The sequence below is a fragment of the Bradyrhizobium manausense genome (assembly GCF_018130615.1).
Lineage (GTDB): Bacteria > Pseudomonadota > Alphaproteobacteria > Rhizobiales > Xanthobacteraceae > Bradyrhizobium > Bradyrhizobium manausense_A.
This window is the reverse complement of the sequence record NZ_JAFCKB010000004.1, coordinates 46,758-61,724: the sequence shown is the minus strand read 5'-3', so window position 1 is coordinate 61,724 and position 14,967 is coordinate 46,758. Positions and strand designations below refer to the sequence as shown.

Annotated in this window: 13 protein-coding genes and 1 tRNA gene; 12 read left to right on the top strand and 2 right to left on the bottom strand. The window is 63.2% G+C overall.

The annotated features are described in order from the left end of the window. Positions 1-465: 465 nt before the first annotated feature. Positions 466-1,251, bottom strand: coding sequence for an SDR family NAD(P)-dependent oxidoreductase (locus tag JQ587_RS09130; protein ID WP_212425072.1), 786 nt, complete (start codon positions 1,249-1,251; stop codon positions 466-468). A gap of 133 nt (positions 1,252-1,384) precedes the next feature. On the opposite strand from JQ587_RS09130, the gene JQ587_RS09125 reads away from it, so the two are divergent. Both JQ587_RS09125 and JQ587_RS09120 read left to right on the top strand, forming a co-directional pair. After that, on the top strand, positions 1,385-2,083 hold the full coding sequence (locus JQ587_RS09125; RefSeq protein ID WP_212425071.1) for a histidine phosphatase family protein: 699 nt from the start codon (positions 1,385-1,387) through the stop codon (positions 2,081-2,083). A gap of 94 nt (positions 2,084-2,177) precedes the next feature. Beyond that, a complete protein-coding gene (locus JQ587_RS09120; RefSeq protein WP_212301611.1) occupies positions 2,178-2,945 on the top strand; it encodes an SDR family NAD(P)-dependent oxidoreductase in 768 nt (255 codons plus the stop codon). Positions 2,946-3,041: 96 nt separating this feature from the next. On the opposite strand, the gene JQ587_RS09115 is transcribed toward JQ587_RS09120, so the two are convergent. Further along, positions 3,042-4,262, bottom strand: a complete 1,221-nt coding sequence (locus JQ587_RS09115) for a serine hydrolase domain-containing protein (RefSeq protein WP_212425070.1) — start codon at positions 4,260-4,262, stop codon at positions 3,042-3,044. A gap of 160 nt (positions 4,263-4,422) precedes the next feature. Between JQ587_RS09115 and JQ587_RS09110 the strand changes: the two genes are divergently transcribed. From JQ587_RS09110 to rpoB, 10 genes are all read left to right on the top strand, one after another. Beyond that, positions 4,423-4,498, top strand: a tRNA-Trp gene (locus JQ587_RS09110). A 309-nt stretch (positions 4,499-4,807) separates the two neighbouring features. Beyond that, the gene (locus JQ587_RS09105; RefSeq protein ID WP_212425069.1) at positions 4,808-5,266 is read left to right on the top strand and encodes a hypothetical protein; all 459 of its coding nucleotides are present in this window, start codon (positions 4,808-4,810) and stop codon (positions 5,264-5,266) included. A 407-nt stretch (positions 5,267-5,673) separates the two neighbouring features. Next, positions 5,674-5,865 (top strand): preprotein translocase subunit SecE, encoded by a 192-nt coding sequence (gene secE, locus JQ587_RS09100; RefSeq protein ID WP_007611620.1) that lies wholly within the window; start codon positions 5,674-5,676, stop codon positions 5,863-5,865. Further along, on the top strand, positions 5,865-6,419 hold the full coding sequence (nusG, locus tag JQ587_RS09095; protein ID WP_092228471.1) for a transcription termination/antitermination protein NusG: 555 nt from the start codon (positions 5,865-5,867) through the stop codon (positions 6,417-6,419). Before secE ends, nusG begins: the two co-directional genes overlap by 1 nt. Before the next feature lie 134 nt (positions 6,420-6,553). Further along, complete coding sequence (gene rplK, locus JQ587_RS09090; protein ID WP_027554142.1) at positions 6,554-6,982, top strand: 50S ribosomal protein L11; 429 nt, start codon at positions 6,554-6,556, stop codon at positions 6,980-6,982. Positions 6,983-6,988: 6 nt separating this feature from the next. Next, a complete protein-coding gene (gene rplA / locus JQ587_RS09085; RefSeq protein WP_063682741.1) occupies positions 6,989-7,681 on the top strand; it encodes a 50S ribosomal protein L1 in 693 nt (230 codons plus the stop codon). Positions 7,682-7,771: 90 nt separating this feature from the next. Further along, entirely contained in the window at positions 7,772-8,725 is a 954-nt protein-coding gene (locus JQ587_RS09080) for a 2-hydroxyacid dehydrogenase (protein WP_212425068.1), read from the top strand. Positions 8,726-9,306: 581 nt separating this feature from the next. Next, complete coding sequence (gene rplJ / locus JQ587_RS09075; protein ID WP_092192758.1) at positions 9,307-9,825, top strand: 50S ribosomal protein L10; 519 nt, start codon at positions 9,307-9,309, stop codon at positions 9,823-9,825. 54 nt (positions 9,826-9,879) lie between these two features. Then, positions 9,880-10,257 (top strand): 50S ribosomal protein L7/L12, encoded by a 378-nt coding sequence (gene rplL / locus JQ587_RS09070; RefSeq protein WP_212301607.1) that lies wholly within the window; start codon positions 9,880-9,882, stop codon positions 10,255-10,257. Positions 10,258-10,741: 484 nt separating this feature from the next. Continuing rightward, a complete protein-coding gene (gene rpoB / locus JQ587_RS09065) occupies positions 10,742-14,866 on the top strand; it encodes a DNA-directed RNA polymerase subunit beta (protein ID WP_128951215.1) in 4,125 nt (1,374 codons plus the stop codon). Positions 14,867-14,967 lie beyond the last annotated feature (101 nt).

The following is a 14,967-nucleotide window of genomic DNA, read 5'->3' as shown; positions in this document are numbered from 1 at the left end:
CTTGTGGTGATGCGTATGGCCCAACCGGGCCCTCGTATCAGCCATCTGCAAGGCGACGGGGGCAATAGTGCATCGCTCCCCGGGGAGATCACGACATAAGCCGTCACCCCACTGCGCAGGGAAGGCCGGATGTTTCGGCTTCACCTGTATGCCGCTGTGCAGCCTCTTGTAGCGCAACCCAAGCACAGTGGACCGCGGGTGCCGGCCGGGCACCCGGCCTTCCCTGCGCCCTCTTTCAGTTGGGGGCGAAGCGACCAGGCAACGCTCGGGCGAAATGAGCCGCGAGGACGCGAAGGTGTGTCTATCGTTGAGCAAAGGTCTCGTGCCCCGGACGCAGCGCAGCGTCTCTTCGACGGTGCGCTGCAGAGCCGGGGCCCATCTATCAATATGCCGTGCGGCCTCCTGGGTCCCGGCTCCGCGCCGCACCGCTACGCGCTGCGTCGCGTCCGGGACACGAGAGAAGCGTCAAACCGGCTTTCCCGTATACGGCATCGACGCCGTGAGGCCGCCGTCCACCGGGAACGCCTGCCCATTCACATACGACGCCTCATCGCTTGCCAGGAACAAACCCATCGCGGCGAGCTCGTGCGGCTGGCCGGGGCGCTTCAGCGGATTGAGCTGGCCGATCTTGTCTTGGGTGCCGCGCTCCTTGGCGCGGTCGAAGATCGGCTTGGTCATGCCGGTCTCGATCAGGCCGGGGCAGACCGCGTTGATGCGCACGCCGGTGCCGGTGAGCGAGTAGGCCGTGGTCTGCACCAGGGAGATCACGCCGGCCTTGCTCGCGGCATAGGGATGTCCGCTCGCGCCGGCCTTGAGGCCAGCGACGGACGCGGTCAGCACGATCGCGCCGGACTGCTGCTTCACCATGTGCGGCATCGCATGCTTCACCGCGAGGAACGGTCCGATCAGATTGACGCGCAGCACTTCCTGCCATTGTTCCACAGTCTGCTCGCCGAGCGGAACGAGCCCGCCGGAGACGCCGGCGTTGGCCCAGATCACATCGAGCCGGCCGTGCGTCTTCACCGCCTTGTCGATGACGGCGGCAACGTCCGTCTCGGAGCCCGCGTCGGCGATCATCGCCTCCGCAACACCACCGGCCTTCTTGACCTCGTCTACGGTCTCCTTCACCGCTTCGGTGCGATCGACGGCGATCAGCTTGGCGCCTTCCCTGGTGAAGAGCAAGGCAGCCGCGCGGCCGATGCCGCTGCCTGCGCCGGTGATGATGGCGGATTTGCCTTGCAGGCGGCCCATGCGTTTCTCCCTTTGGTACGCGCGCGGCGCTTGCCGCGCGACGGAATTTCAAACAGAATTTCAAACGGCAAAGTGTCTTGAGACACGTTCGCTACTCACGTACAGCGACATCACACGGGATGGAAGGGCTTCAATGGCAACCGCAGACAAGCCGAATGTGACCACGACGCGCTGGTGGTGGGTTCGTCATGCGCCGGTGCGCAACGACGGCGGCAATATCTACGGGCAGAGCGATCTCGCCTGCGACACCAGCGACACCTACGTGTTCAACGCTGTTGCCAAGGTGCTGCCGCGCAAGGCGGTCTGGTATTCGAGCAATCTGATGCGCACGCATCAGACGGCCGAGGCGATCTGGGAGGCGGGATTTCCAAGACCCGCTACGATGAAATGGGAAGCGGATCTCGCCGAACAGCATCTCGGCGAGTGGCAAGGCACGAGCCGCGCCGCGTTCCTCGCCGGCCGCCCACCGGGCTCAAGCTGGTTCGCCGACATCAACGTGCCAGCGCCCGGCGGTGAAAGTTTTATGGATCTCTACAATCGCACTCGCCGAACCATCGAGCGGATCAATGTCGAAGCCGCAGGGCAGGACGTGATCGCTGTCGCGCATGGCGGCACGATCAAGGCTGCGCTCGGTCTCGCGCTCGACGGCCAGCCGGAGCGGGGCCTGTCCTTCGACATCGACAATTGCTCGGTTACGCGGCTCGATTATTTCGAAGCGTCTGAGCGCAAGGTCTGGCGCCTGCCGATGGTCAATCAGCAGCCGTGGATCGCCGATGATGCGCACGCGGCGATGCATCAGCCGGCGGGGCCGGAAGTCAAGAAGCTCGCTTGAGCGAGCTGTCATTCCAGGACGGTCCGTAGGACCGGACGATGCTTCGCATCGCCACGTAACGACATTGAATACGAAGATCAATCGGGAGAGAAACATGACCTTGTTCGACATGAAGGGCAAAGTTGCCGTTATCACCGGCTCGACGCGCGGCATCGGGCTCGCGATCGCGGAGCGCATGGCCGAGCACGGCGCCAAGGTCGTGATCTCCTCGCGCAAGGCCGACGTGTGCGAAGAGGTGGCGAAGGGCATCAACGACAAGTTCGGGCACAGCACTGCGGTCGCGATCGCGGCCAACATCTCGTCGAAGGAGAATCTGCAAGATCTCGTCGACGAGAGCAACCGGGCCTTCGGCAAGATCGATGTGCTGGTCTGCAACGCCGCGTCGAACCCGTATTACGGTCCGCTCGCCGGCATCTCCGACGATCAGTTCAGGAAGATTCTGGACAACAATATCGTCGCCAACAACTGGCTGATCTCGATGGTGGTGCCGCAGATGATCGAGCGAAAGGATGGCTCGGTCATCATCGTCTCCTCGATCGGTGGCCTGAAGGGGTCGACCATCCTCGGCGCTTACGCAATTTCGAAAGCCGCCGACATGCAGCTCGCGCGCAACCTCGCCTGCGAATATGGCAAGCACAACATCCGCGTGAACTGCATCGCGCCCGGCCTGATCAAGACCGATTTTGCGAAAGCGCTGTGGGACAATCCGGAGAACCTGAAAGCCTCGACCGCGCGCTCGCCGCTCTTGCGCATCGGCATCCCCGACGAGATCGCAGGCGCAGCCGTGTTCCTGGGTTCGAAGGCCGGCGACTTCATGACCGGCCAGACCATGGTGATCGACGGCGGCGCGACGATTAGTTGAGGCGATAGAGCGTCATCCCGGGGCGCGCTTAGCGCGAACCCGGGATCTCGAGATTCCGGGTTCGGTCCTACGGACCGCCCCGGAATGACCTTCGCCTCAATCCACCGCCGCGTAGACCAGATCCCTTACCAGCGTCCGCGTAAAATCGCGTTGTCCCGGGCCCTGGCTCATGAACACCGCGACCAGATCCTCCTTCGGATCGATCCAGAAGAACGTGCCGGCGATGCCGCTCCAGAAATAGGTGCCGACGCTGCCGGGGAAGGGCGCGATACCGGCGTCGCGGCGCACGGCGAAGCCGAGACCGAAGCCGTGGCCGGGCGATAGCAGCGTGCCGTTGGTCATAACGTGCGGCCCGAGGTGATCGGACGCCATCAGCTCCAGTGTCTTGCGGCCGATGATCCTGTTGCCGTCGAGCGTGCCGCCGTTGCGCAGCATCAGCGCGAAGCGGGCATAGTCCATCGTGGTCGAGACCAGACCGCCGCCGCCGGACTCCATCACCGGCTGCTCGAGCATGTTGAACAGCGCGACCTTGTCGCCGGTCCAGGGATCGACTTCGAACGGCTGGGCGAGCCTGCTGGCATTGGCCTCGGAGGTCGAGAAGCCGGTCTCGGTCATCTGCAGCGGCGCGAGGATGCGCTCGGCGAGGAACTCGCCGAGCGACGTGCCGCTGATGACCTCGATGATGCGGCCGAGAATGTCGGTGGAGCGGCTGTAGTTGAATTCGTCGCCGGGATGGCAGACCAGAGGGAAGCTCGCGACCAGCGCGGCGTGCTCGGCGTTGGTGATCTTGCGGCTGCGGACGCGAGAGTCCTGATAGATCTTGTGCACGGGGCCGCTGCCCTGGTGCTCATACGTCAAACCGGACGTGTGGCGGAGCAGGTCCTGCACCGTCATCGGCCGCTTCGGGGGAACCAGCTCGAGCTTGCCGCCACTGACGAGACCGACTTTCTGGTCGGCGAACTCGGGGATGAACTTGGCGACGGGATCGCCGAGAAGGAGGTGGCCGTCCTCGACCAGCGCCATGGTGCCGACCGAGACGATCGGCTTGGTCATCGAGAAGAGCCGGAAGATCGAATCAAGTGCCATCGGCGTCGCGCCCGCGGGGCTCTGCCTGCCGAGCGCCTCGAACCAGCCGACCTGGCCGCGCCGGGCGATCAGCACGGTGACGCCGGGGACGGTTCCCTTGTCGATCTCGCGCTTGAACGCATCCGACATCGCCTGCAGGCGGGGGCGCGACAAGCCCAGCGTTTCCGGCTTGGCCTCGGGGAGGGGCGGGGTTTTCGACGCGGTTGCGGCTTGGGCGGCTGCGGCAGTCATGGGCACTCCCGGTTGTTCTTGATTATCGGGAACGGAGAGTGGCCCAGAAGCAGCAGTACGAACAAGCGAGGCCAGCGCGCTTCACCCCTGCAATCCGTCCTTGCAATCGGGCCGTCCCCTGTGCTTGAAAGCGCCCTGACTCGTGGCGACGCGGGTCCGTAGGAGTGTAGCTCAATTGGTAGAGCACCGGTCTCCAAAACCGGGGGTCGCAGGTTCGAGCCCTGCCACTCCTGCCAGCGTCGCTTTATCCCATTGATTTGATACCAGCATTGTTGGTGCAGCAATCCTCGTTGCGCCCTGCGCGAGACGTTGCGGTGGTCGCCGCGAGCGGAGGGGCCACGAAACCATTCCTGCGCGCGGGCGACATGATCCCGAAACAGAGGCCTTCAACAATCGCGGGGGTCGCTAGGGGGTGATCATGAAACGGATCCTGCAAATTCGCCGATTGTAGACCCCTGAAGCGCGGCCTTAGCTCGCGGCGGGCATGAAGATATCGACGTAACCCTTCCGTTCCTTTTCAACAACGAATGATTTCGGAGGTTCAAATGAAGCTTGGTATTTGGCTATTCGCTCTTGCCATGGTGCTCGGAACCAAGGCGAATGCCGCTGCGACGATCTACGGAAATTATTACGACGAGACGACGTTTGTCAGTTGCGACGTCAATACAGGCTGCCGGGCTTCGTTCTCTCAGACGCCGCCCGATAAGCTACTCGAGATCACCAATGTCGCCTGTTACGGCAACTCCGACAAACAGCTTGTGCAATTATTGCTGCAGGTTTCGACTACGGCTGGTGGCTTTGGGTTACAGCGTCGACTTCCTTTGTATTTGCCCCTTCCCTACGTATACAATTCCCTCAACATTGTTTTCTCAACGAACCATCCGGTCCGCTTCCTCGTGGGACAGGGGAGATTTCCCTTCATACAATTCGCGGCGTTCGACAATTTCTCCGTCACAGGCGGCACCTGCCATATCGTCGGGAATCTCATAGCTCCGATCCAGTAGTCGTCAAACGCGCCTGTAGGCTTTGGTCGCACCCAGCACCGCGCCGGCCTTGGCGGCTGGCGCCGGTGAGGCACCCGGATTCGAGCGGCGGGTTCGACGCTCGTCTGGTGCTTCATCCGGGGCGGATAAGCCCTTGATCCGGATCGGCTCTCGCGGGGGTACCGCGGAGCCGGGCGGTTCAGGGGCCGGTTGCCCGCACCTTGACCTTTGGCCCCATCCGCAGTAGATACCCGGCACTCGCAGCCGGCCCGTTAGACGCGGATTTCCGGCGCGGCTTTGAAATCCCCCGAACATCAGAGCCCGGTTTTCCGGCTCATCCTTCGAGACAGAGGGCTGGGCCACAGGCGGCTGTTCGGATCCCTGAAATCTTTAAATGGCGTCTGGCGACGGACGTTGGACCTCAAACGATGGCAGTCAGCCCGTTCAAGTTCTTGCAGGAAGTGCGCTCGGAGACCGCCAAGGTCACCTGGCCGACCCGTCGTGAGACCACGATCACCACCATCATGGTGTTCGTGATGGTCGCCGTGGCCTCGATCTTCTTCTTCGCCGCCGACCAGATCATCCGCTACCTCATCACCTTCCTTTTGGGCATTCACTGATGGCTACAGCAACGGCTCAACTGTCCGACAAGCGCTGGTACATCGTCCACGCCTATTCGAACTTCGAGAAGAAGGTCGCCGAATCGATCCGCGAGCAGGCCAAGCAGCGTGGGCTCGAGGAGCTGTTCGAGCTGGTGCTGGTTCCGACCGAGAAGGTCACGGAGGTGCGCCGCGGCCGCAAGATCGACGCCGAGCGCAAGTTCTTCCCGGGCTACGTGCTGGTGAAGATGAAGCTGACCGACGAGGCGTTTCATCTGATCAAGAACACGCCGAAGGTCACGGGCTTCCTCGGCGCCGAGAACAAGCCGATGCCGATCTCGGAGAACGAGGCCATGCGCATCCTGCACCAGGTGCAGGAGGGCGTGGAACGGCCGAAGGCGTCGGTGTCGTTCGAGATCGGCGAGAACGTGCGCGTGGCCGACGGCCCGTTCGCCTCGTTCTCGGGTGTGGTCGAGGAAATCGACGAAGCGCGCTCGCGCGTGAAGGTCGCGGTGTCGATCTTCGGCCGCGCAACGCCGGTCGAGCTGGAATTCGGTCAGGTCGAAAAGGTCTGACCGGGTCACGCGGGAGGCCGATGAGGCTTCCGGCAAAGAGAGGCCGTGGGAGGGAGAGGGCGGTTGCCAGCCGCATCCGACCCAGACCACGAACCTGAAACCGCCGGCCTTAGCCGGCACAACAGGAGTGATACATGGCAAAGAAAGTGACCGGATACCTGAAGCTTCAGGTCCCGGCCGGTGCGGCGAATCCCTCGCCCCCGATCGGTCCCGCGCTCGGTCAGCGCGGTCTCAACATCATGGAGTTCTGCAAGGCGTTCAACGCCCAGACCCAGAAGGAAGAGAAGAACACCCCGATCCCGGTGATCATCACCATCTATGCGGACCGTTCCTTCACCTTCGAGATGAAGACCCCGCCGATGTCCTTCTTCCTCAAGCAGGCTGCCAAGATCCAGTCCGGCTCGAAGGCGCCGGGCCGTGACAAGGCCGGCAAGGTGACCAAGGCGCAAGTGCGCGAGATCGCCGAGAAGAAGATGAAGGATCTCAATTGCGACACCATCGAATCGGCCATGAAGATGGTCGAGGGCTCCGCCCGCTCGATGGGTCTGGAAGTAGCGGGGTAAGCGGTCATGGCAATCGGAAAGCGTTTGAACAAAGCCCGCGAAGGTGTTGACCGCGAAAAGCTTTACCCGCTCGCGGACGCCATCAAGATGGTCAAGGAACGCGCGAAAGCGAAGTTCGACGAGACCATCGAGGTCGCGATCAATCTCGGCGTCGACCCGCGTCACGCCGACCAGATGGTCCGCGGCGTCGTGACCCTGCCGAACGGTACCGGCCGTACGCTGCGCGTCGGCGTGTTCGCCCGTGGCGCCAAGGCTGACGAAGCCAAGGCCGCAGGTGCCGACGTCGTCGGCGCCGAAGACCTGGTCGAGAAGGTGCAGAACGGCGCGATCGATTTCGACCGCTGCATCGCCACCCCCGACATGATGCCGCTGGTCGGCCGTCTCGGTAAGGTGCTCGGTCCGCGCGGCTTGATGCCGAACCCGAAGATCGGCACCGTGACCATGGACGTCACCGGTGCGGTGAAGGGTGCCAAGGGCGGCTCGGTCGAGTTCCGCGTCGAGAAGGCCGGCATCCTGCAGGCCGGCGTCGGCAAGGCCTCATTCTCCGAGGAGAAGCTGGTCGAGAACATCAAGGCTCTCGCCGATGCTGTCTCGAAGGCGAAGCCGGCCGGCTCCAAGGGCACCTACATCCAGCGCGTTGCGGTGTCCTCGACGATGGGCCCGGGCGTGAAGGTCGAGCCGGGCACCATTCTCGGCTAAGTCTGGAAATTGCATGAGGTGAGGGGCGGAATCGGGCAACCGGTTCCGCCCCTCGTCGTTTGTGGGCGGCACTCACCGGAAACACGAACAATGGCTGACAAGGTCCTGATCTATTCGCGCTTTCCCAAGACGATGATGGCGCGCTTCGCCGAGCGGTTCGAACTGCTCGACACCGGTGGCAAGCCCGCGCGCGAGGTGTTTTCGGCGGACGAGCTCGGCGATATCCGCGCCATGCTGACGGCCGGCAGCTCGCCACTCGGTGCGGAGGCGATGGACCTGTTTCCGAAGCTCGGGGCAATCGTCTGCTATGGCACCGGCTATGACGGCGTCGACCTGAAGGCGGCCGCGGCCCGCAACATCGCGGTCGGCCATAGCCCCGGCGCCAACGCGGCCTCGGTCGCCGATATCGCGATGACCCTGATGCTGGCGGCGACACGGCGGATCCTGGTCGCCGACCAATATGTCCGCAGCGGCGATTGGGCGGCGTCAAAGCAATCGCCGATGATGCGCCCGCAGGCCGGCATGCCCGGCCGCCGCATCGGCGTTTACGGCATGGGCGAGATCGGCCGCAAGATCGCGGCGCGCTGCGCCGCTTTCGAGAGCGAGGTCGGCTATTTCAGCCGCAGCAAATACGATCTGCCCTATCAGTATTTCCCGACCCTCGAGGCACTCGCCGACTGGTGCAGCGTGCTGATGATCGCGGTCCGGGCAGGGGCCGAGACCCAGCATGTAGTCAACGCCGACATCCTCAAGCGCCTTGGCGCGGACGGTTATGTCGTCAACATCGCGCGCGGCTCGGTGGTCGACGAGAAAGCCCTGGTCGCAGCGCTCATCGACAAAACCATCGCCGGCGCTGGCCTGGATGTCTACGAGAAGGAACCGCATGCTCCCGACGCGCTGACGGGGCTGCCGAACGTGGTCTTCGCCCCCCATCTCGGCGGCCACACCCTCGAATCGCACGTTGCCATGCAGAGCTGCGTGCTGGCCAACCTGACCGCGTTTTTCGCGGGAAGGTCGCTGCCTTACGGGGTCAAATTGGCCTGAATCGGCCCTTGTCGGGCCACCTCAAGCCCTGATGGCAACGGATTGGAACTGGTGTGAATTTTGCTCTTGGCAAGCCGGCAGAGAGCGGTTAAAGAACCGACTCCGGACGTGCCGGCCTTGGCTGGCGCGTCCGTGCACGCATTCCGAAAACCCGACACGCAGGAGATCATTCCTTCTCAGGACGTCCGCAAGGATTTGCCCGAAAAGGAAGGAAAATCCATCGGTCGGCTGGGGTGCGGGCAGAGGTCAGGCGGTTCGCCGGCTGGCCTTGTCCTGTCCAAGACTGCAGGCGCCCGCGGGAAGCTTCGATTTCCCAAAGGCTTAATCGCATGGCCTGCATAGACGGGTGAAGACCGGATTTCACTTCGCCTTCCACCTTAAGGGGTGGTTGCGGAACGGGTCTGGTTCGGACCTCGACACGCCGTGGGCCCCAACGGGTTCCCGGAGGGCAGGCTTTGAATTGTCGTCTTGCCCGGCGTGTCCGATGGGTTTTGGCCCTGAGGTTCAGGTTTGGGTGGGACGATGGGTGCAACCCGGCGGTCCCGCTTTTCGCGATGACCGCCAACCGGAAAGAGCTTGCTGTGGAACGAGCGGCAAAAAAGGAAGCGGTCGAACAGCTCAACGGGGTCTTCAAGACCACGAGCGTCGCGGTCGTTGCTCAATATTCCGGCCTTACCGTCGCCCAGATGCAGAAGCTGCGCCAGCAGATGAAGCAGGCGGGTGCCTCGGTAAAGGTCTCGAAGAACCGTCTCGCCAAAATTGCTCTTGAAGGCACTGACGTCGTTGCCATCGGCCCCATGCTGAAGGGACCGACCGTGATCGCCACTTCGAACGATCCGGTAGCGGCGCCAAAGGTCGCCATCGAATTCGCCAAGGCGAACGAAAAGTTCGTCATCGTCGGCGGCTCGATGGGGAAGACCGTCCTGAATGTCGACGGCGTGAAGGCGCTTGCCTCGCTGCCGTCGCTTGATGAACTGCGCGGCAAGATCGTCGGCCTGCTTGTGGCCCCGGCGACCAAGCTCGCTCAGCTCGCCAACGCGCCCGCGGGCAAGCTCGCGCGCGTCATCCAGGCTCATGCCTCAAAGGGCGAAGCGGCCTGACGCCCTTCGCAAAACTCAAACCCGAACCAGACTTACACTCAAGGAAACTGAACAATGGCTGACTTGCAGAAGATCGTTGACGACCTCTCGAGCCTCACCGTGCTCGAGGCTGCCGAACTCGCGAAGCTCCTCGAAGAGAAGTGGGGCGTTTCGGCTGCCGCGGCTGTTGCCGTGGCCGGCCCGGCTGCTGGCGGTGGCGCTGCTGCCCCGGCGGAAGAGAAGACCGAGTTCACGGTCGTTCTCGCCTCGGCTGGCGACAAGAAGATCGAGGTCATCAAGGAAGTCCGCGCCATCACCGGCCTGGGCCTGAAGGAAGCAAAGGACCTCGTCGAGGGCGCGCCGAAGCCTGTCAAGGAAGGCGTGAACAAGGAAGAGGCCGACAAGATCAAGGTGCAGCTCGAGAAGGCTGGCGCCAAGGTCGAGCTCAAGTAAGCAACGCTTACTGGCCGGATCCCAGGCGAGCCTCGCGCGAGCCTGGGGTCTTGGTCCATCCCTCAAAAGGGTGGGCCAGATGCAAAAGGCGTGCGACGGAACGTCCCGACGCAGGCCGAACACGAAAAAGTGTGGGGATTTGAGGGTTTACCCCTCGAATCTGCACTATTGTCGCCCCATATCGGTTCGGCAGCACGAAAGCGCGGTGGGCAGGGATGCCGGATTTCCCTGTAAGCCGTTGGGAGAGCAGGCTATTTCGGGCTTTTGCAGTCCGTGAAGACGATCGTTGTGACGGGCGGGCGCGCACCAGCGCCCCGCGCGTCGTTTTGCGTTTTGAAGGTCTGAAGAACAGATTCAGGACATTCCCCGCCTGAAGCTGAGTCTCCGGTCCCCAAAACGGGTTCGAAAAATTCAACCCGGGGAGCGGCGGCAGCCGCGTTCCGGACGGTTCGCCCAGAGCGGGCGACGAAAATGAGAGGCCACGATGGCGCAGCAGACATTCACCGGTCGCAAACGCGTTCGCAAGTTCTTCGGACACATCAAGGAAGTCGCCGAGATGCCGAACCTCATCGAGGTTCAAAAGGCGTCCTATGATCAGTTCCTGATGGTCGACGAACCCGCAGGTGGGCGCCTCGACGAGGGCCTGCAGGCTGTGTTCCGCTCCGTGTTCCCGATCTCCGACTTCTCGGGCACCTCGATGCTGGAATTCGTCCGCTATGAGTTCGAGCAGCCGAAGTATGACGTCGACGAGTGCCGCCAGCGCGGCATGACTTTCGCGGCTCCGCTCAAGGTGACGCTGCGCCTCATCGTGTTCGATATCGACGAGGAAACCGGCGCGAAGTCGGTCAAGGACATCAAGGAGCAGGACGTCTACATGGGCGACATTCCGCTCATGACGATGAACGGCACCTTCATCGTGAACGGCACCGAGCGCGTCATCGTCTCGCAGATGCACCGTTCGCCCGGCGTGTTCTTCGATCACGACAAGGGCAAGACCCATTCGTCGGGCAAGCTGCTGTTTGCCGCGCGCGTGATCCCGTATCGCGGTTCCTGGCTCGACATCGAGTTCGACGCCAAGGACATTGTCTATGCGCGTATCGACCGTCGCCGCAAGATTCCGGTGACGTCGCTGATGTTCGCCCTCGGCCTCGACGGCGAGGCGATCCTGTCCACGTTCTACAAGAAGATTCTCTACAAGCGGACCAAGGAAGGCTGGCGCGTCCCGTTCGACGCCAACCGTTTCCGCGGCTATTCGACCATCAACGACCTGATCGATGCCGACACCGGCAAGGTCGTGCTCGAGGCCGGCAAGAAGCTCACCGTCCGTGCCGCCCGCCAACTCCAGGAGAAGGGGCTCAAGGCGCTGCGCCTGTCGGATGAGGAACTCGTCGGCAACTACCTCGCCGAAGACCTCGTCAACCCGAAGACGGGTGAGATCCATGCCGAAGCCGGTGAGGAAATCACCGACAAGTCGATGAAGGCCCTCAACGAGCACGGCTACAAGGAACTGCCGCTGCTCGACATCGACCACGTCAATGTCGGCGCCTACATCCGCAACACGCTCTCGGCCGACAAGAACATGACGCGTGAAGACGCGCTGTTCGACATCTACCGCGTGATGCGCCCGGGCGAGCCGCCGACGCTGGATTCGGCGCAGGCGATGTTCCAGTCGCTGTTCTTCGACGCCGAGCGTTACGACCTCTCCGCGGTCGGCCGCGTCAAGATGAACATGCGCCTCGACCTCGATGCGCCCGACACCCAGCGCACGCTGCGCAAGGAAGACATCCTTTGCGTCATCAAGACGCTGGTGGATCTGCGCGATGGCAAGGGCGAGATCGACGACATCGACCATCTCGGCAACCGCCGCGTGCGCTCGGTCGGCGAGCTCATGGAGAACCAGTACCGCATCGGCCTCCTGCGCATGGAGCGCGCGATTAAGGAGCGCATGTCCTCGGTCGACATCGACACGGTCATGCCGCAGGACCTGATCAACGCGAAGCCGGCGGCTGCCGCCGTGCGCGAGTTCTTCGGCTCCTCGCAGCTCTCGCAGTTCATGGACCAGACCAATCCGCTGTCGGAAATCACCCACAAGCGTCGTCTCTCGGCGCTTGGACCGGGCGGTCTGACCCGCGAGCGTGCCGGCTTCGAAGTGCGCGACGTGCATCCGACGCATTACGGCCGCATCTGCCCGATCGAGACGCCGGAAGGTCCGAACATCGGTCTGATCAACTCGCTCGCCACCTTCGCGCGCGTCAACAAGTACGGTTTCGTCGAGACGCCGTATCGCAAGGTCAAGGACGGCCGCGTCACCGACGAGGTCGTGTACCTCTCGGCGATGGAGGAAGGCCGCTATTCCGTCGCGCAGGCCAACGTGCCGGTCGACGCCAAGGGCCGCTTCACCGAAGACCTGGTGGTCTGCCGCGCGAGCGGCACCCGCGACGTCGTGCCGATGACGCCCGACAAGGTCGACTACATGGACGTGTCGCCGAAGCAGCTCGTTTCGGTCGCCGCGGCGCTGATCCCGTTCCTCGAGAACGACGACGCCAACCGCGCGCTGATGGGCTCGAACATGCAGCGCCAGGCGGTGCCGCTGGTTCGCGCCGAGGCGCCGTTCGTCGGCACCGGCATGGAAGGCGTGGTTGCGCGTGACTCGGGTGCTGCGATCGCGGCGCGCCGTTCGGGCGTGATCGACCAGATCGACGCGACCCGCGTCGTTATCCGCGCCACCGAAGATCTCGATCCGACCAAGTCGGGCGTCGATATCTACCGGCTGATGAAGTACCAGCGCTCCAACCAGTCGACCTGCATCAACCAGCGTCCGCTGGTGAAGGTCGGCGACATCGTCAAGAAGGGCGACATCATCGCAGACGGTCCGTCGACCGATCTCGGCGAGCTCGCGCTCGGCCGGAATGTGCTCGTCGCGTTCATGCCGTGGAACGGCTACAACTTCGAAGACTCGATCCTGCTCTCCGAGCGGATCGTGAAGGAAGACGTGTTTACCTCGATCCACATCGAGGAGTTCGAGGTGATGGCCCGCGACACCAAGCTCGGGCCCGAGGAAATCACCCGCGACATTCCGAACGTCTCGGAAGAAGCGCTGAAGAACCTCGACGAAGCCGGTATCGTCTACATCGGCGCGGAAGTGCGCGCCGGCGACATCCTGGTCGGCAAGATCACGCCGAAGGGCGAAAGCCCGATGACGCCGGAAGAAAAGCTTCTGCGCGCCATCTTCGGCGAGAAGGCCTCCGACGTTCGCGACACCTCGCTGCGCGTTCCCCCGGGCGTGCAGGGCACGATCGTCGAAGTCCGCGTGTTCAACCGCCACGGCGTCGACAAGGACGAGCGTGCGCTGGCGATCGAGCGGGAAGAGATCGAGCGTCTGGCCAAGGACCGCGACGACGAGCAGGCGATCCTGGACCGCAACGTCTACAACCGTCTTGCCGAGCTCCTCGAGGGGCGGCAGGGCATCGCCGGCCCGAAGGGCTTCAAGAAGGACACCAAGATCACCCGTGCGGTGCTCGAGGAGTATCCGAAGTCGCAGTGGTGGCTGTTCGCCTCGCCGAACGACAAGCTGATGGCCGAGATCGAGGCCATGCGGAAGCAGTACGACGAGTCGAAGAAGGGGCTCGAGCAGCGCTTCCTCGACAAGGTCGAGAAGCTTCAGCGCGGTGACGAATTGCCGCCCGGCGTGATGAAGATGGTCAAGGTCTTCGTCGCGGTGAAGCGCAAGATCCAGCCCGGCGACAAGATGGCCGGCCGTCACGGCAACAAGGGCGTGGTGTCGAAGATCGTGCCGATCGAGGACATGCCGTTCCTCGAGGACGGTACGCATGCCGACATCGTGCTCAATCCGCTCGGCGTGCCTTCGCGCATGAACGTCGGACAGATCCTCGAGACCCATCTCGGCTGGGCCTGCGCCGGCCTCGGCAAGCGTATCGGCCAGACGGTCGATGCTTACTTGTCGAAGCAGGACATCAAGCCGCTGAAGGAAACCTTGAAGAAGGTCTACGGCGAGGACGAGACGATCAAGACGCTCAACGACAACGAGCTGCTCGAACTCGGCCACAATCTCAGCCGCGGCGTGCCGATCGCGACGCCGGTGTTCGATGGTGCCAAGGAGACCGACATCGAGGAGATGCTGAAGCTCGCGGGTCTCGACGCTTCGGGTCAGTCGACCGTCTATGACGGCCGCACCGGCGATGCCTTCGATCGCAAGGTGACGGTGGGCTACATCTACATGCTCAAGCTGCACCATCTCGTCGACGACAAGATCCACGCGCGTTCGATCGGTCCGTACTCGCTCGTCACCCAGCAGCCGCTGGGCGGCAAGGCGCAGTTCGGCGGCCAGCGCTTCGGCGAAATGGAGGTGTGGGCGCTCGAAGCTTACGGCGCGGCCTACACGCTCCAGGAAATGCTGACCGTGAAGTCGGACGACGTCGCCGGCCGTACCAAGGTGTACGAGGCGATCGTGCGCGGCGACGACACCTTCGAGGCCGGTATTCCGGAATCGTTCAACGTGCTGGTCAAGGAAATGCGCTCGCTCGGCCTCAACGTCGACCTGCACAATTCCAAGATGGGTCCGGCGCCGACGTCGGAAGCGGCCGAGTAACGCGACCTTTCATGCCCGGCCTTCGCGGCCGGGCATTGGCGCCCCTCCCGATGCCTTGAGGGCAGGGCGCCCCGCTCGAGTGATTTTCGAATTTGCGGCCG